We start from the raw sequence: 24106 nt of genomic DNA, 5'->3' as shown, positions 1-24106 counted from the left end.
GACCATCCTAACATCCTTATCAAAGGGATGTCAGCGTTACGCTCAAACGTAAGTGAGAGGAAAGGCGCTGCATCATCACTGTCAGTGAATAATGACGAGAAAAACCTCCCGACCGTATGAAGGAATTTACACGTAACGAACGGTGCTACACTGGTATGTAGCGCATCTTTCTTTACGGTCAATGAGCAAGGTGTTAAATTGATCACGTTTTAGACCATTTTTTCATCTGTAACTAATAAAAGTGCAGGGGAAAAAGGTAACGGTTATTTTTGACATACGGTTTATCCGGACTGATGACGAAGGTGGTGAGCGTTTGCGCCGCTGCTATCGACGCCATGACGGATGCAACATCAGGCGATACGTCTTGTACCTCTATATTGAGACTCTGAAACAGAGACTGGATGCCATAAATCAACTGCGTGTGGATCGCGCGCTTGCTGCCATGGGACCTGCTTTCCAGCAGGTATACAGTCTGCTGCCGACATTATTGCACTACCACCATCCGCTGATGCCGGGTTACCTTGATGGTAACGTTCCCAAGGGCATATGCCTTTACACGCCTGATGAAACCCAACGCCACTACCTGAACGAGCTGGAACTGTACCGCGGTATGTCGCCGCAGGACCCGCCGAAGGGCGAACTGCCGATCACCGGCGTTTACTCGATGGGCAGTACCTCTTCGGTAGGGCAAAGTTGTTCGTCTGACCTTGATATCTGGGTCTGCCATCAATCCTGGCTGGATAGCGAAGAGCGCCAACTGCTGCAGCGTAAATGTAGCCTGCTGGAAAACTGGGCGGCCTCGTTGGGCGTGGAAGTCAGTTTCTTCCTGATTGACGAAAACCGTTTCCGTCACAATGAAAGCGGCAGTCTGGGTGGTGAGGACTGTGGCTCGACGCAGCATATCCTGTTGCTGGATGAATTCTATCGCACCGCTGTGCGCCTCGCGGGTAAACGTATTCTGTGGAATATGGTGCCGGGCGACGAAGAAGAGCACTACGACGATTACGTCATGACGCTCTACGCACAGGGGGTGTTAACGCCAAACGAATGGCTGGATCTCGGCGGACTCAGTTCGCTTTCCGCCGAAGAGTACTTTGGCGCCAGCCTCTGGCAGTTGTACAAGAGTATCGACTCCCCGTACAAAGCGGTGCTGAAAACGCTGTTGCTGGAAGCCTATTCCTGGGAATATCCCAACCCACGCCTGTTGGCGAAAGACATTAAACAGCGCTTGCATGACGGCGAGATCGTCTCTTTTGGTCTCGACCCTTACTGCATGATGCTGGAGCGCGTTACCGAGTACCTCACGGCGATCGAAGATCCGACGCGCCTGGATTTAGTACGTCGATGTTTCTACTTAAAAGTGTGCGAGAAACTGAGCCGTGAGCGCGCCTGCGTGGGCTGGCGTCGTGAAGTATTAAGTCAGTTAGTGAAAGAGTGGGGCTGGGATGACACCCGTCTGACCATGCTGGATAACCGCGCTAACTGGAAGATTGACCAGGTACGTGAAGCGCATAACGAACTGCTCGATGCGATGATGCAGAGCTATCGTAACCTGATCCGCTTTGCGCGGCGCAATAACCTCAGCGTCAGCGCCAGTCCGCAGGATATCGGTGTGCTGACCCGTAAGCTGTATGCTGCGTTTGAAGCGTTGCCGGGTAAGGTCACGCTGGTGAACCCGCAGATATCTCCGGATCTCTCGGAACCGAATCTGACCTTTATCCATGTACCGCCGGGTCGTGCCAACCGTTCGGGTTGGTATCTCTACAACCGCGCGCCTAACATGGACTCGATCATCAGCCATCAGCCGCTGGAATATAACCGCTATCTCAACAAGCTGGTGGCGTGGGCCTGGTTCAATGGCCTGCTGACCTCGCGTACGCATTTGTTTATTAAGGGCAACGGCATTGTTGATTTGCCGAAGCTGCAGGAAATGGTCGCCGACGTGTCGCACCACTTCCCTCTGCGACTGCCTGCGCCAACGCCGAAAGCGCTCTATAGCCCATGCGAAATTCGCCATCTGGCGATTATCGTTAACCTCGAATATGACCCGACGGCAGCGTTTCGCAATCAGGTGGTGCATTTTGATTTCCGTAAGCTGGACGTCTTCAGTTTTGGTGAAGAGCAAAAATGCCTGGTGGGTAGTGTAGACCTGCTGTACCGCAACTCGTGGAATGAAGTGCGTACGCTGCACTTCAACGGCGAGCAGGCGATGATTGAAGCGTTAAAAACGATTCTGGGCAAAATGCACCAGGATGCCGCGCCGCCAGATAGCGTCGAGGTCTTCTGCTATAGCCAGCATCTGCGCGGTTTAATTCGCACCCGCGTTCAGCAACTGGTGTCTGAGTGCATCGAATTACGTCTGTCCAGCACCCGTCAGGAAACCGGACGCTTCAAAGCGCTGCGTGTTTCCGGCCAGACGTGGGGGCTGTTCTTCGAACGTCTGAACGTCTCGGTGCAGAAGCTGGAAAACGCGATTGAATTCTATGGCGCGATTTCACATAACAAACTGCACGGGCTTTCCGTCCAGGTTGAGACCAACCATGTGAAACTGCCGTCGGTGGTAGACGGTTTTGCCAGTGAAGGGATTATTCAGTTCTTTTTCGAAGAAACGGGTGATGAGCAGGGCTTTAATATCTACATTCTGGACGAAAGCAATCGGGCTGAGGTGTATCACCACTGCGAAGGTAGTAAAGAGGAACTGGTACGCGACGTCAGCCGTTTCTACTCATCGTCGCACGATCGTTTTACCTACGGCTCCAGCTTCATCAACTTTAACCTGCCGCAGTTCTATCAGATTGTGAAAACCGACGGGCGCGCGCAGGTGATTCCGTTCCGCACCCAGCCGATTAGCGCTGTTCCGCCCGTTAATCAGGACAACGACGCGCCGCAGTTGCAGCAGTATTTCTCTTAAGCATAGTGCCGGATGGCGGTGTAAACACCTTATCCGGCCTCCAAATGCGCGAGATACCCAGGCCGGATAAGCGAAGCGCATCCGGCAATCACACTTAGTGGAAGCTCACCTCTTCACCCGCCTGCTGCGTTGCCGCCTGTTCCAGCAGATCCCAGAACGTTTCGCCGCTTCGGTCGCAGATCCACTCGTCGCCTTTCAGGTCAAAGTGGTAGCCGCCCTGTTTGGTCGCCAGCCATACCTGGTGCAGCGGCTCCTGGCGGTTAATGATAATTTTGCTGCCGTTTTCGAAACTGATGGTCAGAACGCCGCCGTTGATCTCACAATCAATATCGCTGTCGCCATCCCAGTCATCCAGACGTTCTTCAATGGTCATCCACAGGGTGTCAGCAAGGCGATGAAATTCACTGTCGTTCATTTTCTTATCCTATTTTTCGTGATGCCCGCAGTATAACGTGGAATAAATCGCGATGCAGTTTTTAGCCAAACTCTTGCTTTTACGCCTTCTCCTGCGATGATAGAAAACAGAAAGCATGAACTTTACAGGCAATCAATAATGAAAAACGTGTTAAAGCCACTCGCTGTCATTTTTACTCTGTTCAGCCTGACGGGCTGTGGGCTAAAAGGCCCGCTCTATTTCCCGCCAGCTGATAAAACCGCGCCGCCTCCGACCAAGAGCGTTCAGCCGCAATCGCAATCCACCACGCCTGAGAAAAACGATCGTGGGATTAGTGATGGGCCTTCTCAGGTGAATTACTAACGGCAGGAATAGATTTTACATTTCTGTACCCGCGTGAACGGAGTGAATGATGCAATTCTCTAAAATGCATGGCCTTGGCAACGATTTTATGGTCGTCGACGCGGTAACGCAGAATGTCTTTTTCTCACCAGAGCTGATCCGCCGCCTGGCCGACAGACATCTCGGCGTTGGATTTGATCAACTGCTGGTGGTTGAACCTCCGTATGATCCGGAGCTGGATTTCCACTACCGTATTTTTAATGCCGACGGCAGTGAAGTGTCACAGTGCGGCAATGGCGCCCGCTGTTTTGCCCGTTTTGTTCGCCTGAAAGGGCTGACCAATAAGCGCGATATTCGCGTCAGTACCGCGAATGGTCGTATGGTATTAACCGTAACCGACGACGAGCTGGTGCGGGTGAATATGGGCGAACCCAATTTTGAACCCTCGCAGGTTCCTTTTCGCGCTAATAAAGCAGAGAAGACCTATATTATGCGCGTGGCCGAACAGACAGTATTGTGCGGCGTGGTTTCAATGGGGAACCCGCACTGCGTGATTCAGGTTGATGATGTTGATACGGCCACGGTAGAAACACTGGGACCGGTTCTGGAAAGCCATGAACGCTTCCCTGAACGCGCCAACATCGGATTTATGCAGGTGGTAAAACGCGAGCATATCCGACTGCGCGTCTATGAGCGCGGCGCGGGTGAAACGCAGGCCTGCGGCAGTGGTGCATGCGCCGCCGTTGCAGTCGGTATCCAGCAGGGGCTGCTGGCAGAAGAAGTGAGGGTGGAATTACCGGGCGGTCGACTTGATATCGCTTGGAAAGGTCCGGGTCATCCGCTGTATATGACTGGCCCGGCGGCACATGTCTACGACGGATTTATTCACTTATGAAGCAACCAGGGGAAGAACTACAGGAAACGCTCATGGAGCTCGACGATCGGGCGGTCGTCGATTATCTGCAACGTAATCCTGAGTTTTTTATCCGTAATGCCCAGGCTGTTGAAGCGATGCGAGTTCCGCACCCAGTGCGGGGCACGGTCTCTTTAGTGGAATGGCATATGGCGCGGGCGCGTAATCATATTAACGTGCTGGAAGAGAACATGGCGCTGTTGATGGAACAGGCCAACGCCAATGAAAGCCTGTTCTATCGTCTGTTAAATCTGCAAGGACGTCTGGTGGCGGCCAGCAGCCTTGACGACATGCTGATGCGCTTGCATCGCTGGGCGCGTGAGTTAGGGCTGGCAGGAGCGACGGTTCGTCTGTTCCCGGATCGCTGGCGACTAGGCGCGCCCTCAAAATTCACCCATCTGGCATTAAGCCGTCAGGCTTTTGAACCGTTGCGTATCCAGCGTTTGGGCCAGTCGCAGCACTATCTTGGGCCGCTCAATGGTCCTGAATTGCTGGTCATGATGCCGGAGGCGAAAGCCATAGGCTCAGTCGCGATGTCGATGCTCGGGCAGGATGGATCCCTTGGCGTGATGCTGTTTAGCAGTCGTGATGTTAATCATTACCAGCAGGGGCAAGGCACGCAATTGCTGCAGGAAATCTCGCTGATGTTGCCGGAGCTGCTGGAGCGCTGGATTGAACGCGTATGACCGATTCACCCCTTTCTCAGGATGTGGCGCGCTTTTTGCGCTATCTGGGCGTTGAGCGTCAGCTTAGCCCGATCACCTTGCTTAATTATCAGCGTCAGCTTGATGCCATCATTGCGTTAGCTGGAGAGACCGGTCTGCAAAGCTGGCAACAATGTGATGCGCTCATGGTCCGCAGTTTTGCTGTTCGCAGCCGTCGTAAAGGATTGGGGCCGGCGAGTCTGGCGCTGCGTCTCTCCGCGTTACGCAGTTTCTTCGACTGGCTGGTTAATCAGGGCGAACTGAAAGCCAATCCGGCAAAAAGCGTTTCCGCGCCGAAAGCACCGCGTCATCTGCCTAAAAATATCGATGTCGACGACGTTAATCGTTTGCTGGATATCGATCTCAACGACCCCCTTGCCGTGCGCGATAGAGCGATGCTGGAAGTGATGTACGGCGCGGGTCTGCGTTTATCTGAACTGGTTGGGCTGGATATTAAACATCTCGATCTCGACACCGGCGAAGTGTGGGTGATGGGTAAGGGCAGTAAAGAGCGTCGCCTGCCGATTGGCCGCAATGCGGTGGCGTGGATTGAGCACTGGCTGGATCTGCGCGGACTCTTTGGCTGCGATGACGATGCGCTATTTCTGTCCAAACTGGGCAAACGCATCTCGGCGCGTAACGTGCAGAAACGCTTTGCTGAATGGGGTATCAAGCAGGGGCTGAACAGCCACGTACATCCCCACAAATTACGCCACTCCTTTGCGACGCATATGCTGGAGTCGAGCGGCGATCTGCGCGGAGTGCAGGAGTTATTGGGTCATGCCAATCTCTCCACAACTCAAATCTATACCCATCTTGATTTTCAACACCTGGCTTCAGTGTACGATGCGGCGCATCCGCGCGCCAAACGGGGGAAATAATGCGTTTTTACCGGCCTTTGGGGCGCATTTCTGCGCTCACCTTTGACCTTGATGACACCCTTTACGATAACCGTCCCGTTATCACACGCACCGAGCAGGAAGCGCTCGCGTTTGTACAGAATTACCATCCGGCGTTGAGTTCGCTGCAAAATAGCGACCTCCAGCGCTTACGTCAGGCCGTTCGCGACGCCGAGCCGGAAATCTATCACGATGTTACCCAATGGCGTCACCGGGCCGTAGAACGCGCTATGCTGGAGGCGGGTTTGTCAGCGGCAGAAGCCAGAATGGGGGCGAATGCGGCGATGATGAATTTTGCCAAATGGCGTAGCCGCATTGAAGTCCCACAGACGACGCATGACACGCTGAAAGCGCTGGCTCGCAAATGGCCGCTGGTGGCGATCACCAACGGTAACGCGCAGCCGGAACTGTTTGGCCTGGGTGATTACTTTGAGTTTGTGCTGCGCGCCGGTCCCGACGGACGATCAAAACCGTTCAGCGACATGTACACGCTGGCGGCGGAAAAACTGAAAATGCCTGTAGGTGAGATCCTGCATGTGGGTGATGACCTGACGACAGACGTCGCGGGCGCTATCCGTTGTGGTATGCAGGCCTGCTGGATCAAACCGGAAAATGCCGACCTGATGCACACCGCTGACAGCCGTTTGCTGCCGCATATCGAAATTTCACAGTTGGCATCTCTGACCTCGCTGATATAATCACCAACAACTCTGTATAAATTCCCAGGGGTCCGGCTGGGCCCTGTTGATTCCGGCGGTGCCAATGGACGTTTCTTACCTGCTCGATAGCCTCAATGACGAACAGCGCCAGGCTGTGGCCGCGCCACGCAGCAACATGTTGGTTCTGGCAGGCGCGGGGAGTGGTAAAACGCGCGTGCTGGTGCACCGTATCGCCTGGTTACTGACGGTAGAGAACAACTCGCCGTATTCGATTATGGCGGTAACCTTTACCAACAAAGCGGCAGCGGAAATGCGCCACCGTATTGGTCAGATCATGGGAACCAGCCAGGGCGGTATGTGGGTGGGGACGTTCCACGGTCTGGCGCACCGTCTGCTGCGCGCGCACCATATGGATGCCAACCTGCCGCAGGATTTCCAGATCCTCGACAGCGAAGACCAACTGCGTCTGCTCAAGCGCCTGATCAAGGCGATGAACCTGGATGAGAAGCAGTGGCCGCCGCGTCAGGCGATGTGGTTTATCAATAGTCAGAAAGACGAAGGGCTGCGCCCGCACCATCTGCAGAGCTATGGCAACCCGGTTGAGCAAACCTGGCAGAAAGTGTATCAGGCTTACCAGGAAGCGTGTGATCGCGCCGGGCTGGTGGATTTCGCCGAGCTGCTACTGCGCGCCCATGAACTGTGGCTCAACAAGCCGCATATCCTGCAGCACTATCGCGAACGCTTTACCAATATCCTGGTGGACGAATTTCAGGATACCAACAACATTCAATACGCCTGGATCCGCCTGCTGGCGGGCGATACCGGTAAAGTGATGATCGTGGGTGATGACGACCAGTCGATCTACGGCTGGCGCGGGGCGCAGGTGGAAAACATCCAGCGCTTCCTCACCGATTTCCCGGGCGCAGAAACCATTCGTCTGGAGCAGAATTACCGCTCGACCAACAATATCCTCAGCGCAGCTAACGCCCTGATTGAGAACAACAACGGGCGTCTGGGTAAAAAGCTGTGGACCGACGGTGTCGACGGTGAACCGATCTCGCTTTACTGCGCGTTCAACGAACTTGATGAAGCGCGTTTTGTGGTTAACCGCATCAAGACCTGGCAGGACAACGGCGGCGCGCTTGAACAATGCGCTATTCTGTACCGCAGCAACGCCCAGTCGCGCGTACTGGAAGAGGCGTTGTTACAGGCCAGCATGCCGTATCGGATTTATGGCGGGATGCGCTTCTTCGAACGCCAGGAAATCAAAGATGCGCTCTCTTACCTGCGCCTGATCGCTAATCGCAATGACGACGCCGCATTTGAGCGCGTGGTGAATACACCGACCCGCGGGATTGGCGATCGTACTTTAGATGTGGTGCGTCAGACCTCCCGTGACCGCCAGCTAACGTTGTGGCAGGCTTGTCGTGAGCTGTTGCAGGAAAAAGCCCTCGCGGGGCGCGCTGCCAGCGCCTTACAGCGTTTTATGGAGCTGATTGACGCACTGGCCCAGGAGACCGCCGATATGCCGCTGCACGTGCAAACTGACCGGGTGATTAAAGACTCCGGCCTGCGCATGATGTACGAGCAGGAAAAAGGCGAGAAGGGCCAGACGCGTATCGAAAACTTAGACGAACTGGTGACGGCAACGCGCCAGTTTAGCTACAACGAGGAAGATGAAGACTTAATGCCGTTGCAGGCGTTCCTGTCTCACGCCGCGCTGGAGGCGGGCGAAGGGCAGGCGGATACCTGGCAGGATGCGGTTCAGCTGATGACCCTGCACTCGGCGAAAGGTCTGGAGTTCCCGCAGGTGTTTATCGTCGGCATGGAAGAAGGCATGTTCCCCAGCCAGATGTCGCTGGACGAAGGCGGACGTCTCGAAGAGGAACGCCGCCTGGCCTACGTCGGCGTGACCCGCGCGATGCAAAAGCTGACGCTGACCTACGCCGAAACGCGTCGTCTGTACGGCAAAGAGGTTTACCATCGCCCGTCGCGCTTTATTGGTGAACTGCCGGAAGCGTGTGTTGAAGAGGTACGTCTGCGCGCCACGGTCAGCCGCCCGGTAAGCCATCAGCGAATGGGCACGCCAATGGCGGAAAACGATACCGGCTATAAGCTTGGCCAGCGCGTACGCCATGCCAAGTTTGGCGAGGGCACCATTGTCAATCTGGAAGGCAGCGGCGAGCACAGTCGTTTGCAGGTCGCGTTCCAGGGGCAGGGGATCAAATGGCTGGTGGCGGCCTATGCCCGACTGGAAACGGTATAACTTTCAGAAAAATATCATTATTTTGTAACGATCTGCTAGCCTTACTGATGAGCAGGTAATTTATCCAGGCTAGCGTTTCGTTGCGTGTTGACGTCAAAATTTTGCTGGCGTAACATGCGCGCACGATTACGCTAAGAGGACATTCGCCTTGGACACACCCAGTAGATACTGGCTCATTATCCTGTCATCCAGGATCAACTCCTAAGGCTATCCCTTTTTGCTGATAGCCTTCGCGGTTGTCAGCGACCTTCTGTTTTTCCCGTCGCGCTGAGTCAGGCTGTTTAATGGTCTGAAACCCAATTTGTTTCTGTGTGCCCTCCGAACTGTCCGATAATTTTTTGCATTGGGAGTCCCGGTCATGCTGAGCGCATTTCAACTGGAAAACAATCGTTTAACTCGCCTTGAGGCAGACGAGATCGAGCACCTGGCCAGTTCGGTTTGGGTCGATTTAGTCGAGCCGGATGACGAAGAACGAAACCGTGTGCAAAAGGACTTGGGCCAGAATCTGGCTACGCGCCCTGAACTGGAAGACATCGAAGCATCCGCGCGTTTTTTTGAAGACGAAGACGGTCTGCACATTCACTCCTTCTTCTTTTATGAAGATGCCGACGATCACGCGGGTAACTCAACCGTCGCATTTACTATTCGCGAAGGCCGTCTGTTTACCCTGCGTGAGCGCGAATTGCCGGCCTTTCGCCTGTACCGCATGCGTGCGCGTAACCAGGCTATGGTGGATGGCAATGCCTACGAGCTGTTGCTCGACCTGTTCGAAACCAAAATTGAACAGCTGGCGGATGAGATCGAAAACATCTACAGCGACCTGGAAAAACTCAGCCGTGTGATCATGGAAGGGCGTCAGGGCGATGAATATGACGAAGCGCTGTCGACGCTGGCGGAACTGGAAGATATCGGCTGGAAGGTACGCTTGTGTCTGATGGATACCCAACGCGCACTGAACTTCCTGGTGCGTAAAGCGCGGTTGCCGGGAAGTCAGCTGGAGCAGGCGCGTGAGATCCTGCGCGATATCGAATCTCTGCTGCCGCACAATGAATCGCTGTTCCAGAAGGTTAACTTCCTGATGCAGGCGGCGATGGGTTTTATCAACATCGAGCAGAACCGCATCATCAAGATCTTCTCAGTGGTTTCTGTGGTGTTCCTGCCGCCGACGCTGGTGGCGTCCAGCTATGGGATGAACTTTGAGTTCATGCCGGAACTGCACTGGAGCTTTGGTTATCCTGGGGCGATTGTCTTTATGATGCTCGCCGGTCTGGCGCCGTATCTGTACTTTAAGCGCAAGAACTGGCTGTAATGGCGGTGACTTATCCGGCCTACGGTGATGTGCTTTTGTAGGCCGGATAAGCGAAGCGCCATCCGGCAATCCCCTAGCTCCGACGAACCCGTCGTTGCGTATAAATCGCATCCATCACGAAAATCGCCAGCGCGACCCAGATAAACGCGAAAGTGACCATCTTGTCCGCACCCGGTACTTCACCGTAGAACGTTACCGCCAGCAGGAACATCAGCGTAGGGCCAATGTACTGGAAAAAACCCAGCGTCGACAGACGCAGGCGGGTTGCCGCGCCGGTAAAGCACAGCAGCGGAATGGTGGTCACGACACCCGCAGCAATCAGCAGCAGATTGAGCGACATCGGGTTTTGCCCCATATGGCTGGTTGGGCTGTCGGCAATGCCAAACAGATAGATGGCTGCAACGGGTAAAAGCCACAGGGTTTCGATCAGCATGCCGGTTTGTGCTTCGACCGCAATCTTCTTGCGCACCAGGCCATAGAATGCAAAGCTGAACGCCAGTCCCAGCGCGATGATTGGCAGCGATCCGAAGGTCCACAGCTGTACCAGCACGCCGCATGCGGCTAACAGTACCGCCAGCCACTGCATGCGACGAAAGCGTTCGCCGAGGAAAAGCATTCCCAGCACAATATTCACCAGCGGGTTAATAAAATAGCCGAGGCTGGCTTCCAGCATATGGTGATTATTGACCGCCCAAATGAACAGCAGCCAGTTTCCGCCGATGAGCACCGCCGAGAGCGCCAGCAGGAAGATCTTCTTTGGCGTTTGGAGCAGCGTTTTGACACCCGACCATTGGCGGCTGATGCTCATCAGCACCACCATGAAGAAAAATGACCAGATGACACGGTGCGTCAGGATCTCATCCGCCGGGACATAGTAAATCAGCTTGAAGTAGGCAGGTGCGATACCCCAAATAAAATAAGCAGCAAGAGCGAGTAACACGCCCTGCCGCGTTTGTTTAGCATCCATCGGGAAAACTCATTGCAGAAATGTAACAGCAGTTTACCTTTTTTTGCCTGCTTACCCCACCATATAAGTGGCGGTTGCGCTGGCAATATAAAGCTGTTCTTCGTTATGCAGTTCCACGCGTGCCACGGCGACTTTATTACCCGCCCGCAGCAGGCTGCTGGTGGCGGTAAAGCGATTCCCTCTCCCTGGGCGCAGGTAATCAACGCGCAAATCGATGGTTCCCATGCGTGACATCCGCTGACGCAGTTCGTCCTCACTGATCGTCTCATGGCGGGTTAGCGTACTGCCAACGCACACCAGTCCGGCGGCGACGTCCAGCGCCGAGGCGATCACGCCGCCATGCAAAATGCTTTGCGCCCAGTTGCCGACCATCATCGGTTGATTATTAAAGGCTAATTGAGCAAATTCTTTCTCATAGCGTTCAAGCTCAAGTCCCAGCGCCCGGTTAAACGGCATATGATAGACAAACATTTCACCCACTAACTTCAGCGCTTCCTCAGCAGTAAGTACGGCAGACATATGATCCCTACATCTTAATGGTTAATGAAATGTTGATATTATGCTTATTATTTGTTGTTTTCTACTTTAGGACGGGATAACTAACGAGGAACTCGCTAAGTATGTAGAATACTTGCCAGATAATTATACAATTCATCAATATTTTGGTTCAGGAGAACAGTACCGATGCGGGCGATTTTGGGATGGTTACTACCAGCAGTCATGCTGCCGTTGACCGCGTATGCGCAGGAAGCGACAGTGAAAGAGATTCATGATGCACCGGCGGTTCGTGGCAGTATTATCGCCAACATGCTGCAGGAACATGACAACCCTTTCACGCTTTATCCTTATGACACTAACTATCTTATCTACACCAATACCAGCGACATGAACAAAGAGGCGATCAGCAGCTATAGCTGGTCCGAAAATGCGCGCAAAGATGAGGTTAAGTTTCAGCTAAGCCTGGCGTTTCCGCTGTGGCGCGGGATATTAGGCCCAAATTCGGTACTCGGCGGCTCCTATACCCAGAAATCCTGGTGGCAGCTTTCTAACAGTGAAGAGTCTTCACCGTTTCGCGAAACCAACTACGAACCGCAATTGTTCCTCGGTTTCGCCACCGACTACCGTTTTGCCGGTTGGACGCTTCGTGATGTCGAAATGGGTTATAACCATGATTCCAACGGCCGCTCCGATCCCACTTCACGTAGCTGGAACCGTCTTTATACTCGCCTGATGGCTGAAAACGGTAACTGGCTGGTGGAAGTTAAGCCGTGGTACGTCATCGGCAGCACTGATGATAACCCGGATATCACAAAATATATGGGCTACTATCAGCTCAAACTGGGTTATCACCTCGGTGACGCCGTCTTAAGTGCGAAAGGTCAGTACAACTGGAATACCGGTTACGGCGGCGCTGAGTTGGGTGTCAGTTACCCCATTACGAAGCATGTGCGTCTTTACACCCAGGTTTACAGCGGTTACGGCGAATCGCTGATTGACTATAACTTCAATCAGACTCGTGTTGGTGTGGGCGTGATGCTCAACGATATCTTCTGATAAGTATTGAGAGTATTTTAATCATTGCAGTTTCTCTCTCAGGCGCTGAAAATAGCGCCTGTTTTTATTTCAGGCTAATGGGGTTAATGTGGCGCAGGCGGAAGTGTTGAATCTGGAAATGGGCGCTAAACAGGTTTTGCAAGAAACCTTTGGCTACCAACAGTTTCGCCCTGGTCAGGAAGAAATCATTGATACCGTGCTCTCTGGTCGCGACTGCCTGGTCGTTATGCCGACCGGCGGCGGTAAATCCCTGTGCTATCAAATTCCCGCATTATTGCTAAACGGACTCACCGTTGTTGTTTCTCCGCTGATTTCCTTGATGAAGGATCAGGTCGATCAACTGCTGGCCAACGGCGTGGCGGCGGCGTGCCTTAATTCTACTCAAAGTCGTGAGCAGCAGCTTGAGGTGATGGCAGGCTGTCGTACAGGACAGATTCGCTTACTGTACATTGCGCCCGAACGCCTGATGCTGGATAACTTCCTTGAGCATCTGGCGCACTGGAATCCGATGCTGCTGGCGGTTGATGAAGCGCACTGTATTTCGCAGTGGGGGCATGATTTCCGCCCCGAATACGCGGCGCTGGGACAGTTGCGCCAACGTTTCCCAACCCTGCCGTTTGTGGCGCTGACCGCGACCGCGGATGAGACAACCCGGCTGGATATTGTGCGTCTGCTGGGACTCAACGACCCGTTAATTCAGATCAGCAGCTTTGACCGCCCGAACATTCGCTACATGTTGATGGAGAAGTTTAAGCCGCTCGATCAGCTGATGCGCTACGTGCAAGAGCAGCGCGGTAAGTCTGGCATTATCTACTGTAACAGTCGCGCTAAAGTCGAGGACACTGCCGCGCGTCTGCAAAGCCGTGGCATCAGCGCCGGGGCTTATCATGCCGGGCTGGAAAATGCCGTACGCGCCGAGGTGCAGGAGAAATTCCAGCGCGACGACCTGCAAATCGTGGTGGCGACCGTGGCGTTCGGTATGGGGATCAACAAACCTAACGTACGCTTCGTGGTGCATTTCGACATTCCGCGCAATATCGAATCCTATTACCAGGAAACCGGCCGCGCCGGGCGTGATGGTCTACCGGCGGAAGCGATGCTGTTTTACGATCCGGCTGATATGGCATGGCTACGCCGTTGCCTCGAAGAGAAACCCGCTGGGCAACTGCTGGATATCGAACGGCATAAGCTCAACGCGATGGGGGCGTTTGCCGAGGCACAAACCTGTCGTCGCCTGGTGCTGCTGAATTATTTTGGCGAAGGGCGTCAGGAGCCGTGTGGTAACTGCGACATCTGCCTCGATCCGCCAAAGCAGTACGACGGACTCATGGATGCGCGTAAAGCGCTGTCGACGATTTACCGTGTTAACCAACGCTTCGGCATGGGGTACGTCGTGGAAGTGCTGCGCGGAGCGAATAACCAGCGTATTCGCGAACTGGCTCATGACAAACTGCCGGTCTATGGCATTGGTCGCGAGCAAAGCCACGAACACTGGGTGAGCGTTATTCGCCAGCTTATTCACCTGGGCCTGGTGACGCAGAATATTGCTCATCACTCCGCGTTACAGTTAACCGAAGCCGCGCGTCCGGTGCTGCGCGGTGAAGTTCCACTACAGCTTGCCGTGCCGCGTATTGTGGCGCTGAAACCGCGCGCGATGCAGAAATCCTTCGGCGGCAACTATGACCGCAAACTATTCGCCAAATTGCGTAAGCTGCGTAAAGCCATTGCTGATGAAGAGAACATCCCGCCGTACGTGGTGTTCAACGACGCTACGTTGATTGAAATGGCCGAACAAATGCCAGTTTCACCGAGTGAAATGCTGAGCGTCAACGGCGTGGGAATGCGTAAACTTGAGCGTTTTGGCAAAGAGTTTATGGCGCTTATCCGCGCGCACGTTGATGGTGACGACGAAGAGTAGTCAGCCGGGCAAAAAAGTGCCAGGATGGTGACTCACTGAACTATTCCCCCGCGAGTCATTTTTATGTTAACGCTATTTTTCACCGTTGCGTTGGTGCATATCGTTGCGCTGATGAGCCCCGGTCCCGATTTCTTTTTTGTTTCTCAAACTGCGGTTAGCCGTTCGCGCAAAGAAGCGATGATGGGCGTGCTGGGTATTACCTGCGGCGTCATGGTCTGGGCTGGCGTGGCACTGCTCGGCCTGCATCTGATTATCGAAAAAATGGCCTGGCTGCACACCATTATTATGGTAGGTGGGGGTCTGTATCTGTGCTGGATGGGTTATCAGATGCTGCGCGGCGCGTTTAAAAAACAGGATGTTGCAGCTCCCACTCCGCAGGTTGAGCTGGCGCAGAGCGGACGCAGCTTCTTGAAAGGTCTGCTGACCAACCTGGCGAACCCTAAAGCCATTATCTATTTTGGCTCCGTCTTCTCATTGTTCGTTGGCGATAACGTGGGAACGGGTGCGCGTTGGGGGATTTTTGCCCTGATTATCGTGGAAACGCTGGCGTGGTTTACCGTGGTCGCCAGCCTGTTTGCGCTACCGAAGATGCGTCGTGGTTATCAGCGCATGGCGAAGTGGATTGATGGTTTTGCCGGGGCGCTGTTCGCGGGCTTCGGTATCCACCTGATTATTTCGCGCTAAGTTTGTTCCAGACCGGATAAGCGTTAGCGCGTCCGGCCCTGTTATCAGGCATGCCTTGCCGATGCCAGCAGGGCGCCTATCAGCATAAACAGCGAGCCGAACACTTTGTTCAGCGCCTTCATTTGCTTTGGCCCTTTAATCCATCCTGCAATGCGCGTGGCCAGCGTCGCGTAACCGATCATCACAATGATATCGACCACGATGGTCGTAACGCCAAGCACCACATACTGCATCAGTTGCGGTTCCTGCGGCAGGATAAACTGCGGGAACAGGGCGGCAAGAAAAACAATGCTCTTGGGGTTGGTCAGATTCACAAAGACCGCGCGTTTGAACAGGCGGCTGCGTGATTGTGTATTCGCCATGGTGTTCAGATCGATAGCGCCCGCAGCCCGCCATTGTTGAATACCCAGCCAAATCAGATAGGCCGCTCCCGCCCACTTCAGCACCTCAAACGCGATCACCGAACGTGAAAATAGCGTTCCCAGCCCCACGCCAACCAAAACGATATGAATGCCCAGCCCTGTCTGTAAACCCGCAATCGACGCGCTGGCACCGCGATAACCATGGCTGATGGCGGTGGTCATAGTGTTGATTGCGCCAGAGCCTGGAGACAAGCTCAAAATAATAGAGGTCAGCAGGTAGGCGAACCACCATTCAAAGGTCATGAGAAACTCCCGGATTGTCTATTTTTATGCCACAATACGCTACTGCCGTTAGGTTGTATCAACGACGGCGAAAAAAACGATTTTACTTGGTCAGCGAGGCTGGATACCCGATGTTTCAGCAGCAAAAAGACTGGGAAACAAGAGAAAACGCGTTTGCTGCTTTTTCCATGGGGCCACTGACAGATTTCTGGCGTCAGCGGGAAGAAGCGGAATTTACGGGCGTGGATGATATCCCCGTACATTTTGTGCGTTTTCATGCAGAAAAAAACGATCGCGTCATCGTCGTCTGTCCTGGACGCATTGAAAGCTATGTGAAATACGCTGAACTGGCGTATGACCTGTTTCATTCTGGTTTTGACGTGCTCATTATCGATCACCGTGGTCAGGGGCGTTCCGGGCGAATGCTTTCGGATCCACATCGCGGTCATGTCGATAACTTTAATGACTATGTCGACGATCTAACCGCCTTCTGGCAGCAGGAGGTGCTACCCGGCCCGTGGAGAAAACGCTATATCCTGGCGCATTCAATGGGCGGGGCGATTGCCACGTTATTCCTGCAGCGCCACCCGAATCAGTGTGATGCCATCGCGCTTTGTGCACCGATGTTTGGTATTGTGATGCGCTTTCCCGACTGGATGGTGCGCCACATTCTGGACTGGGCTGAAGGGCATCCGCGGATCCGCGAAGGCTATGCGATGGGAACCGGGCGCTGGCGGGCGCTGCCGTTCGGTATGAATGCGTTAACCCATAGTCGACAGCGCTATCGGCGCAATCTACGCTTCTATGCTGATGAGCCGCGGTTGCGCGTTGGTGGTCCCACCTATCACTGGGTACGCGAAGGGATTCTGGCTGGTGAACAGGTTTTGGCTGGCGCTGGGGATGATGCGACGCCGACGCTGCTGATTCAGGCTGAAGAAGAACGTGTAGTGGATAACCGCATGCACGATCGTTTTTGTGAACTCCGCGCCGCAGCGGGCCATCCTGTAGAAGGAGGTCAGCCGCTTGTCATAAAAGGCGCGTACCATGAGATCCTTTTTGAAAAGGACGCCATGCGCTCAGTCGCGCTTAACGCTATTGTCGAATTTTTCGACAAACATAACTCATCCAGCGGAACCCGCTTTGCCTAGAGGTTTAATTTTCTTATGTATCAGGTTGTTGCGTCTGATTTAGACGGTACGCTGCTTTCCCCCGACCATACTCTGTCCCCCTATGCCAAAGAGACGCTGAAGTTATTGACCGCTCGCGGCGTTAACTTCGTGTTTGCGACTGGCCGTCATCATGTTGATGTGGGGCAAATTCGCGATAACCTCGGCATTAAAACCTACATGATCACGTCCAACGGCGCGCGGGTGCATGATTCTGACGGGAATCTGGTTTTTTCCCATAACCTGGATCGCGACATTGCCAGCGACCTGTTTGGCGTAGTGAATGCAAATCCGGACATCGTGACCAACGTTTATCGCGATGATGAATGGTTTATGAATCGCCATCGTCCGGACGAAATGCGATTCTTCAAAGAAGCAGTGTTTAACTATTCCCTGTTTGAACCTGCATTACTGGAGCCTGAAGGTGTCAGCAAAGTGTTCTTCACCACCGACTCTCACGAAAGACTGCTACCGCTGGAGCAGGCGATTAACGCCCGCTGGGGCGATCGCGTCAACGTCAGCTTCTCTACGCTTACCTGTCTGGAAGTCATGGCGGGCGGCGTGTCGAAAGGTCATGCGCTGGAAGCGGTAGCGAAAGCGATGGGCTACAGCCTGAAAGACTGCATCGCTTTTGGCGATGGGATGAACGATGCGGAAATGCTCTCCATGGCGGGCAAAGGCTGCATCATGGGCAATGCCCACCAGCGCCTGAAGGATCTGCACCCAGAACTGGAAGTCATTGGTCTTAATGCTGACGATGCCGTGCCGCACTACCTGCGAGATCTCTTTTTAAAGTGATTGTTCTTTAGTTGACCAGTTGTCAACTAAACTCTCCGCTACAATGGACGTTCCCTGTTCTAAGAGACATCCATTGTGGCGCTACTCATCATTACCACTATTTTGTGGGCCTTTTCCTTCAGCCTGTTTGGCGAGTACCTTGCCGGTCATGTCGATAGCTATTTTGCGGTGCTGGTGCGCGTTGGACTCGCGGCGCTGGTGTTCCTGCCGTTCTTACGTACCCGCGGGCACAGCGTAAAAACGATCGCGCTATATATGCTGGTGGGGGCCATGCAGCTTGGCATTATGTATATGCTGAGTTTTCACGCCTACCTGTACCTGACGGTTTCAGAGCTGTTGCTTTTCACCGTGCTGACGCCGCTCTACATCACGCTGATTTATGACCTGATGAGCGGGCGCCGTTTGCGTTGGAGCTACGCTTTCAGTGCGTTACTGGCGGTGATTGGCGCGGGGATTATTCGTTACGATCAGGTAACCAGCCACTTCTGGACTGGCCTGCTGCTGGTGCAGCTTTCCAACATTAGTTTTGCCATCGGTATGGTGGGCTACAAGCGTCTGATGGAAACCCGCCCAATGCCACAGCATAACGCTTTTGCCTGGTTTTATATGGGGGCCTTTATGGTGGCTGTCGTGGCCTGGTTCATGCTGGGCAATGCGCAGAAAATGCCTACCACTACGCTACAGTGGGGTATCCTGGTCTTTCTTGGCGTGGCAGCGTCCGGCATTGGTTACTTTATGTGGAACTACGGCGCGACCCAGGTGGATGCCGGTACGCTGGGCATCATGAACAATATGCATGTGCCGGCCGGGCTGTTGGTCAACCTGGCTATCTGGCATCAACAGCCTCACTGGCCAAGCTTCATCATTGGCGCGGCTGTGATAGTGGCCTCACTGTGGGTACATCGAAAGTGGGTCGTTCCGCACTCCGCACAAACGGCAGATGATCGCAGGCGTGATTCCGCGCTGAGCGAATAAACGCTTCAGTGACCGGCTGTCGCTGCTCGCCATCACGCACGGCGGCGTACAGTCGGCTCCACAATCCATCACCCAGGGTTTTAGTCACTACTAAACCCTGGCGTTCAAAACTCTCCACCACCCAGTGCGGTAACGCCGCGATACCCATTCTGGCTGCAACCATCTGAATCAGCAGCAGGGTGTTATCCACGCTCTTCAGCGACGGGCTCACGCCCGCAGGCTGCAGGAAATGCCGCCATACATCCAGTCGACTCCGTTGCACTGGGTAAATGAGCAGCGTCTCGCTGGCCAAATCTTCCGGCGTGATTTGCGTTTTGCTGGCCAACGGATGGTCCGGCGCCAGTACCAGGCGGACTTCAAAATCAAACATCGGTGAGTAGTGCAATCCGCTGCGCGGCAGAATGTCGGAGGTTAACACCAGATCCAGCTCATCCTGCTGTAGCGCTGGTTGTGGATCGAACGTCACGCCGGATTTAAAGTCCATCTCCACCTGCGGCCAGTTGGCACGAAAATTCTCCAGCGCGGGCGTCAGCCATTGAATACAACTGTGACATTCAATTGCGATTCGCAGCCGGGTTTGCTGCGGTTCGTTGCAAGCCTGCAGCGCACGACCAATTTGCGGCAACACCTGATTAGCTAACTGCAGCAGGATTTCTCCCTGCGGCGTAAAGCGCAGAGGCTGGCTTTTACGGATAAAAAGTCGAAAGCCAAGGCGCTGCTCCAGATCGCTGAACTGGTGAGAAAGAGCGGATTGGGTCTGATGCAACGTCGCCGCGGCGGCTGCCAGCGAACCGCTATTCCGCAACGCCTGGAGCGTTTTCAGGTGTTTAATCTCGATCATGAAAGTCCTTCACTTCGGCATGAACAAATTGCGCTTGAGGAATATACAGTACTTGCGAAATATAGCGGTGTAAACATCTGGACGGCTAAAACCTGCAAATTAAATAAGAGGCATATAATGACAATACTTAATCACACCCTCGGTTTCCCTCGCGTTGGCCTGCGTCGCGAGTTGAAGAAAGCGCAAGAAAGCTACTGGGCGGGAAATTCCTCCCGTGAAGAATTGCTGGCCGTTGGCCGCGAGCTGCGTGCCCGCCATTGGGAGCAGCAGAAGCAGGCGGGTGTTGACCTGCTGCCGGTAGGTGATTTTGCCTGGTACGATCACGTGCTGACTACCAGCCTGCTGCTCGGCAACGTTCCGGCTCGTCATCAGAATAAAGACGGCTCGGTCGATATCGATACCTTATTCCGTATTGGCCGTGGCCGCGCACCGACCGGTGAGCCAGCGGCGGCGGCAGAAATGACCAAATGGTTTAACACCAACTATCACTACATGGTGCCAGAGTTCACCAAAGGTCAGCAGTTCAAACTGACCTGGACGCAACTGCTGGATGAAGTAGACGAAGCGCTGGCGCTCGGGCACAAGGTGAAACCTGTGCTGCTGGGGCCGGTAACTTACCTGTGGCTGGGGAAAGTGAAGGGCGAACAGTTTGACCGCCTGAGTCTGTTGAACGACATTCTGCCGGTTTACCAGCAGGTGCTGGCGGAGCTGGCAAAACGGGGTATTGAGTGGGTGCAGATTGACGAACCTGCTCTGGTGCTGGAATTACCGCAAGCGTGGCTGGACGCTTTCAAACCAGCTTATGATGCCCTGCAGGGCCAGGTGAAGCTGCTACTGACCACCTACTTCGAAGGCGTAACGCCAAACCTGGATACCATTACCGCGCTGCCGGTGCAGGGACTGCACGTCGACTTCGTGCACGGTAAAGATGATGTCGCCGAGCTGCACAAACGTCTGCCTGCCGACTGGCTGCTGTCAGCGGGCCTGGTGAACGGGCGCAACGTCTGGCGCGCCGATCTCAGCGAAAAATACGCGCAAATTAAAGATATCGTCGGGAAACGTGACCTGTGGGTGGCTTCTTCCTGCTCCCTGCTGCACAGCCCCATCGATCTCAGCGTGGAAACCCGCCTTGATGCAGAGGTGAAGAGTTGGTTTGCCTTCGCCCTGCAAAAATGCGGCGAGCTGGCGCTGCTGCGTGATGCGTTGAACAGCGGTGATACGGCGGCAATTGTCGAATGGAGCGCACCGATTCAGGCTCGTCGTCACTCTACTCGTGTCCACAACGCCGCAGTGGAAAAACGTCTGGCGGCAATCACCGCCCAGGACAGCCAGCGCGCCAACGCTTACCCGGTTCGCGCCGAGGCTCAACGTGCCCGCTTTAATCTGCCGGCATGGCCGACCACGACTATCGGCTCATTCCCGCAAACCACCGAAATTCGCGGTCTGCGTCTGGACTTCAAAAAGGGCAACCTGGATGCCGGTAACTACCGCACCGGTATTGCGGAACATATCAAACAGGCGATCGCCGAACAGGAGCGTCTGGGGCTCGACGTGCTGGTACACGGTGAAGCCGAACGTAACGACATGGTGGAATACTTTGGTGAGCATCTGGACGGGTTCGTCTTTACCCAGAACGGTTGGGTGCAGAGCTATGGCTCCCGTTGCGTGAAGCCACCGGTAGTCATTGGCGACGTCAGCCGCCCGGAAGCGATCACCGTGGAGTGGGCGAAGTATGCCCAGTCACTGACCGACAAACCGGTAAAAGGTATGCTGACCGGTCCGGTGACCATTCTTTGCTGGTCATTCCCGCGTGAAGACGTGACGCGTGAAACCATCGCGAAGCAGATTGCGCTGGCGTTGCGTGATGAAGTTGCGGATCTGGAAGCAGCGGGGATCGGCATTATCCAGATTGATGAGCCGGCACTGCGTGAAGGTTTACCGCTGCGTCGCAGCGACTGGGCGGCGTATCTGGAGTGGGGCGTGGAAGCCTTTCGCATTAACGCGGCAGTGGCGAAGGATGAAACCCAGATCCACACCCACATGTGTTACTGCGAGTTCAACGACATCATGGACTCCATTGCGGCGCTGGACGCGGACGTGATCACTATTGAGACTTCACGTTCTGATATGGAGCTGCTGGAGTCGTTCGAAGAGTTCGACTATCCGAACGAAATCGGGCCGGGCGTCTACGACATTCACTCGCCGAACGTCCCGAGCGTGGAGTGGATTGAAGCTCTGCTGAAGAAAGCCGAGCAGCGTATTCCGGCTGAGCGTCTGTGGGTGAACCCGGACTGCGGTCTGAAAACGCGCGGCTGGCCGGAAACCCGTGCCGCGCTGGCAAACATGGTTAAAGCGGCACAGAATCTGCGTCAGGCGTAAAAAATAAGGCGATCGCATAAATGTGATCGCTTTTTATTTATGGGCTAATAACATTCATCGTGTACTCTTTATGGAATCCGGCTGAGCTTACAATCATGCTTCCGTACAGGCCCCCTGAGATTTTAATGGTGACAGAACCCGGTTTTTTCGGAATCCCTTCTACAAGTATGCAATTATTCTGCGCAACGGAAAGAGGATCGCAAGGCTTGAGAGAAAGTCCAGTATTTTCTGGGAAGAGACGCATACTGAATGACGGCTTTATCACTCTCCCTCCAAAGATATATATTTTTGCTGAATATGGTGTGCCGGTAATCGCATCTTTAAGGGTATCTCCGCTGGGGGTGTACTCAGCATATTGACTACAAGATGAAACTAAAATAGGTAAAATAAAAGTTAACTTTTTCAACATGGTTAAATCAATGGTTTGAAAACCATCCCTCCAAAAAATCTATTGATGAAGAAATTAATGTTCTTTTCTCTCTTTATTTGCTCTCCCACCTCTCCCCAGGAAAATAGGCGCAAACTTACTTTCCTGTTAGCATCTTCCGTTACCTCTCCATCCCATACAATCCAGTGTGATGGAACAGTTAGACTCGATTCACTGGATGTCAAAAGCCCATCAGCGATTAACGTGATAACTTTATATCCTTGTTTGAAGTAGGCGTTTAGCTTTCTTATATCTTGGATATTCCCTCTGGTAATCCCAACGTTATCAAATATTTTCACATAGCCCGCCTTTTCAAACCATCCGGCTACGGTATCCCACATCGAAATACCTGATATTTCGTAATTTATACTATCATAACTGAGCACTGTATTTTCAGAGTCTCTAAGACTTGCGAGGGTTAACCAGTCGAGTCCAGAAATAAGAGGGACGGCTGGTTGAGATGATTCATCGTAAAATTTTCCTGAGGGATTACGGCAGTTCTCACTGGGTGTAATTTGCAGGGAGCCAATTTTTGTTCGACCATAGAGCCATAAGTCGTTTGCTGCCTGTATATAAATATCTGGCCTATCTATTTGCAGGCAGTAAAAAAAAACTGCAGGACCGCATAAACTACTCCTGCTTTGGTTGGGGAAATTCATATGATGAAACCGAAGGAAGGCGTCCTCCTCAAGCTTCTTTTTTGAAAAAGGGTCATTAGCGCTATCTTCTGGATATTCATTTGCAATAAATGCTCTTCCATGATTCGATATAGTTATCGTTTTTATATTTTTCCCTTCACTTTCCAGTTGAGTCCTACCATTCGAAACATAATAACAAGGATTTTCTCTTTTTACCTGTGAAAAAGCTCTGCCGGTACTTAGCTCTTCTAACGTGTACATTTTCCTGAATGGTGTGACAGAAACACATGTTGTTTGTAGCATGTTGGTCCGATATAACGTTATCTCTATAATATATATGGTTGAAACTGGATCGTTTGTGTCTTCAGTATCATGTTTTTGTGTTTCATAGTTGCTCTTTAATTTTTGTCTTTTTACATCGAGCAATATGGTCTTGTTATGGTTTCCATCCATTCGGTAAATTAATAAGTCATAAAGGATATAATCGGGAGGGACATTGGAATTAATTTTTGAACTGACTTTGTATATAGGCATAAATGAGATCCAAAACGTGTATTGAAATATATTTTATATCACAAGGTATTCTTGGTATGTGAGTTTTTTGATGATCTTTTACATTAATTTTTTAATTTATTTTACACGCCAGAGATAATGGAGATACATAATTAATTTGTATCTTATCTGTTTTAGATTTCATTAAAATTATTATTTGTGTATT

The 24106-nt window shown here is 53.1% G+C and carries 23 protein-coding genes; 16 read left to right on the top strand and 7 right to left on the bottom strand.

Annotation, left to right across the window (positions count from 1 at the left end):
* Nucleotides 1-364 precede the first annotated feature (364 nt).
* On the top strand, nt 365-2911 hold the full coding sequence (gene cyaA, locus OGV98_RS18605; RefSeq protein WP_286551910.1) for a class I adenylate cyclase: 2547 nt from the start codon (nt 365-367) through the stop codon (nt 2909-2911).
* Nucleotides 2912-3005: 94 nt separating this feature from the next.
* On the opposite strand, the gene cyaY is transcribed toward cyaA, so the two are convergent.
* Nucleotides 3006-3326: an iron donor protein CyaY gene (cyaY, locus tag OGV98_RS18600; protein WP_003017943.1), complete on the bottom strand. Its 321-nt coding sequence runs from the start codon at nt 3324-3326 to the stop codon at nt 3006-3008.
* A gap of 138 nt (nt 3327-3464) precedes the next feature.
* Here cyaY and lptM point away from each other — a divergent pair, with 138 nt between their 5' ends.
* The 8 genes from lptM to corA all read left to right on the top strand — a co-directional run bounded on the left by lptM (nt 3465) and on the right by corA (nt 10397).
* The gene (lptM, locus tag OGV98_RS18595; RefSeq protein ID WP_003017937.1) at nt 3465-3668 is read left to right on the top strand and encodes an LPS translocon maturation chaperone LptM; all 204 of its coding nucleotides are present in this window, start codon (nt 3465-3467) and stop codon (nt 3666-3668) included.
* Nucleotides 3669-3717: 49 nt separating this feature from the next.
* Nucleotides 3718-4542, top strand: coding sequence for a diaminopimelate epimerase (gene dapF / locus OGV98_RS18590; RefSeq protein WP_003841207.1), 825 nt, complete (start codon nt 3718-3720; stop codon nt 4540-4542).
* Nucleotides 4539-5246 carry a DUF484 domain-containing protein gene (locus OGV98_RS18585; protein WP_048234251.1) on the top strand — a complete coding sequence of 236 codons (708 nt, stop codon included), beginning with the start codon at nt 4539-4541 and terminating at the stop codon, nt 5244-5246. The genes dapF and OGV98_RS18585 overlap by 4 nt, the downstream gene beginning before the upstream one ends.
* Nucleotides 5243-6145: a tyrosine recombinase XerC gene (gene xerC, locus OGV98_RS18580; protein ID WP_003841210.1), complete on the top strand. Its 903-nt coding sequence runs from the start codon at nt 5243-5245 to the stop codon at nt 6143-6145. The genes OGV98_RS18585 and xerC overlap by 4 nt, the downstream gene beginning before the upstream one ends.
* The gene (gene yigB / locus OGV98_RS18575; RefSeq protein ID WP_057102258.1) at nt 6145-6861 is read left to right on the top strand and encodes a 5-amino-6-(5-phospho-D-ribitylamino)uracil phosphatase YigB; all 717 of its coding nucleotides are present in this window, start codon (nt 6145-6147) and stop codon (nt 6859-6861) included. The genes xerC and yigB overlap by 1 nt, the downstream gene beginning before the upstream one ends.
* Before the next feature lie 64 nt (nt 6862-6925).
* A complete protein-coding gene (gene uvrD, locus OGV98_RS18570; protein ID WP_003017922.1) occupies nt 6926-9088 on the top strand; it encodes a DNA helicase II in 2163 nt (720 codons plus the stop codon).
* Between the two features lie 148 nt (nt 9089-9236).
* Nucleotides 9237-9293 carry a YsgD/CorL family protein gene (ysgD, locus tag OGV98_RS18565; protein ID WP_212723238.1) on the top strand — a complete coding sequence of 19 codons (57 nt, stop codon included), beginning with the start codon at nt 9237-9239 and terminating at the stop codon, nt 9291-9293.
* A 153-nt stretch (nt 9294-9446) separates the two neighbouring features.
* Nucleotides 9447-10397 (top strand): magnesium/cobalt transporter CorA, encoded by a 951-nt coding sequence (gene corA, locus OGV98_RS18560; RefSeq protein WP_003017920.1) that lies wholly within the window; start codon nt 9447-9449, stop codon nt 10395-10397.
* A gap of 73 nt (nt 10398-10470) precedes the next feature.
* Here corA and rarD read toward each other — a convergent pair whose 3' ends face one another.
* Nucleotides 10471-11364 carry an EamA family transporter RarD gene (gene rarD / locus OGV98_RS18555; protein WP_003841213.1) on the bottom strand — a complete coding sequence of 298 codons (894 nt, stop codon included), beginning with the start codon at nt 11362-11364 and terminating at the stop codon, nt 10471-10473.
* Between the two features lie 51 nt (nt 11365-11415).
* The gene (yigI, locus tag OGV98_RS18550) at nt 11416-11883 is read right to left on the bottom strand and encodes an acyl-CoA thioesterase YigI (protein WP_003017917.1); all 468 of its coding nucleotides are present in this window, start codon (nt 11881-11883) and stop codon (nt 11416-11418) included.
* Nucleotides 11884-12048: 165 nt separating this feature from the next.
* Here yigI and pldA point away from each other — a divergent pair, with 165 nt between their 5' ends.
* From pldA to rhtC, 3 genes are all read left to right on the top strand, one after another.
* Complete coding sequence (gene pldA / locus OGV98_RS18545) at nt 12049-12918, top strand: phospholipase A (protein ID WP_003017916.1); 870 nt, start codon at nt 12049-12051, stop codon at nt 12916-12918.
* An 88-nt stretch (nt 12919-13006) separates the two neighbouring features.
* A complete protein-coding gene (recQ, locus tag OGV98_RS18540; RefSeq protein ID WP_003841217.1) occupies nt 13007-14836 on the top strand; it encodes an ATP-dependent DNA helicase RecQ in 1830 nt (609 codons plus the stop codon).
* A gap of 63 nt (nt 14837-14899) precedes the next feature.
* Complete coding sequence (gene rhtC / locus OGV98_RS18535) at nt 14900-15520, top strand: threonine export protein RhtC (RefSeq protein WP_049002226.1); 621 nt, start codon at nt 14900-14902, stop codon at nt 15518-15520.
* 44 nt (nt 15521-15564) lie between these two features.
* On the opposite strand, the gene rhtB is transcribed toward rhtC, so the two are convergent.
* Entirely contained in the window at nt 15565-16185 is a 621-nt protein-coding gene (rhtB, locus tag OGV98_RS18530; RefSeq protein WP_003828938.1) for a homoserine/homoserine lactone efflux protein, read from the bottom strand.
* Between the two features lie 110 nt (nt 16186-16295).
* Here rhtB and pldB point away from each other — a divergent pair, with 110 nt between their 5' ends.
* The 3 genes from pldB (at nt 16296) to OGV98_RS18515 (ending at nt 19103) form a co-directional block, all read left to right on the top strand.
* Complete coding sequence (gene pldB, locus OGV98_RS18525; protein WP_003017911.1) at nt 16296-17312, top strand: lysophospholipase L2; 1017 nt, start codon at nt 16296-16298, stop codon at nt 17310-17312.
* A 15-nt stretch (nt 17313-17327) separates the two neighbouring features.
* A complete protein-coding gene (gene yigL, locus OGV98_RS18520; protein ID WP_003017910.1) occupies nt 17328-18128 on the top strand; it encodes a sugar/pyridoxal phosphate phosphatase YigL in 801 nt (266 codons plus the stop codon).
* 75 nt (nt 18129-18203) lie between these two features.
* Nucleotides 18204-19103, top strand: coding sequence for a carboxylate/amino acid/amine transporter (locus tag OGV98_RS18515; protein WP_003844634.1), 900 nt, complete (start codon nt 18204-18206; stop codon nt 19101-19103).
* Here OGV98_RS18515 and metR read toward each other — a convergent pair.
* On the bottom strand, nt 18991-19944 hold the full coding sequence (gene metR / locus OGV98_RS18510) for an HTH-type transcriptional regulator MetR (protein ID WP_003841224.1): 954 nt from the start codon (nt 19942-19944) through the stop codon (nt 18991-18993). The genes OGV98_RS18515 and metR overlap by 113 nt on opposite strands.
* A gap of 117 nt (nt 19945-20061) precedes the next feature.
* Between metR and metE the strand changes: the two genes are divergently transcribed.
* Nucleotides 20062-22323, top strand: coding sequence for a 5-methyltetrahydropteroyltriglutamate--homocysteine S-methyltransferase (gene metE / locus OGV98_RS18505; protein WP_071698426.1), 2262 nt, complete (start codon nt 20062-20064; stop codon nt 22321-22323).
* A gap of 37 nt (nt 22324-22360) precedes the next feature.
* On the opposite strand, the gene OGV98_RS18500 is transcribed toward metE, so the two are convergent.
* Nucleotides 22361-22732, bottom strand: coding sequence for a hypothetical protein (locus OGV98_RS18500; RefSeq protein ID WP_044714748.1), 372 nt, complete (start codon nt 22730-22732; stop codon nt 22361-22363).
* Nucleotides 22733-22734: 2 nt separating this feature from the next.
* Nucleotides 22735-23922, bottom strand: coding sequence for a hypothetical protein (locus OGV98_RS18495; protein WP_057102252.1), 1188 nt, complete (start codon nt 23920-23922; stop codon nt 22735-22737).
* Nucleotides 23923-24106 lie beyond the last annotated feature (184 nt).

Origin of the sequence: Citrobacter sp. Cf136, assembly GCF_030333815.1 — a bacterium.
In the GTDB taxonomy this organism is placed as follows: Bacteria; Pseudomonadota; Gammaproteobacteria; order Enterobacterales; family Enterobacteriaceae; genus Citrobacter; species Citrobacter freundii.
The sequence above is the reverse complement of the archived record's forward strand: the minus strand, read 5'-3'. Positions and strand labels throughout refer to the sequence as shown.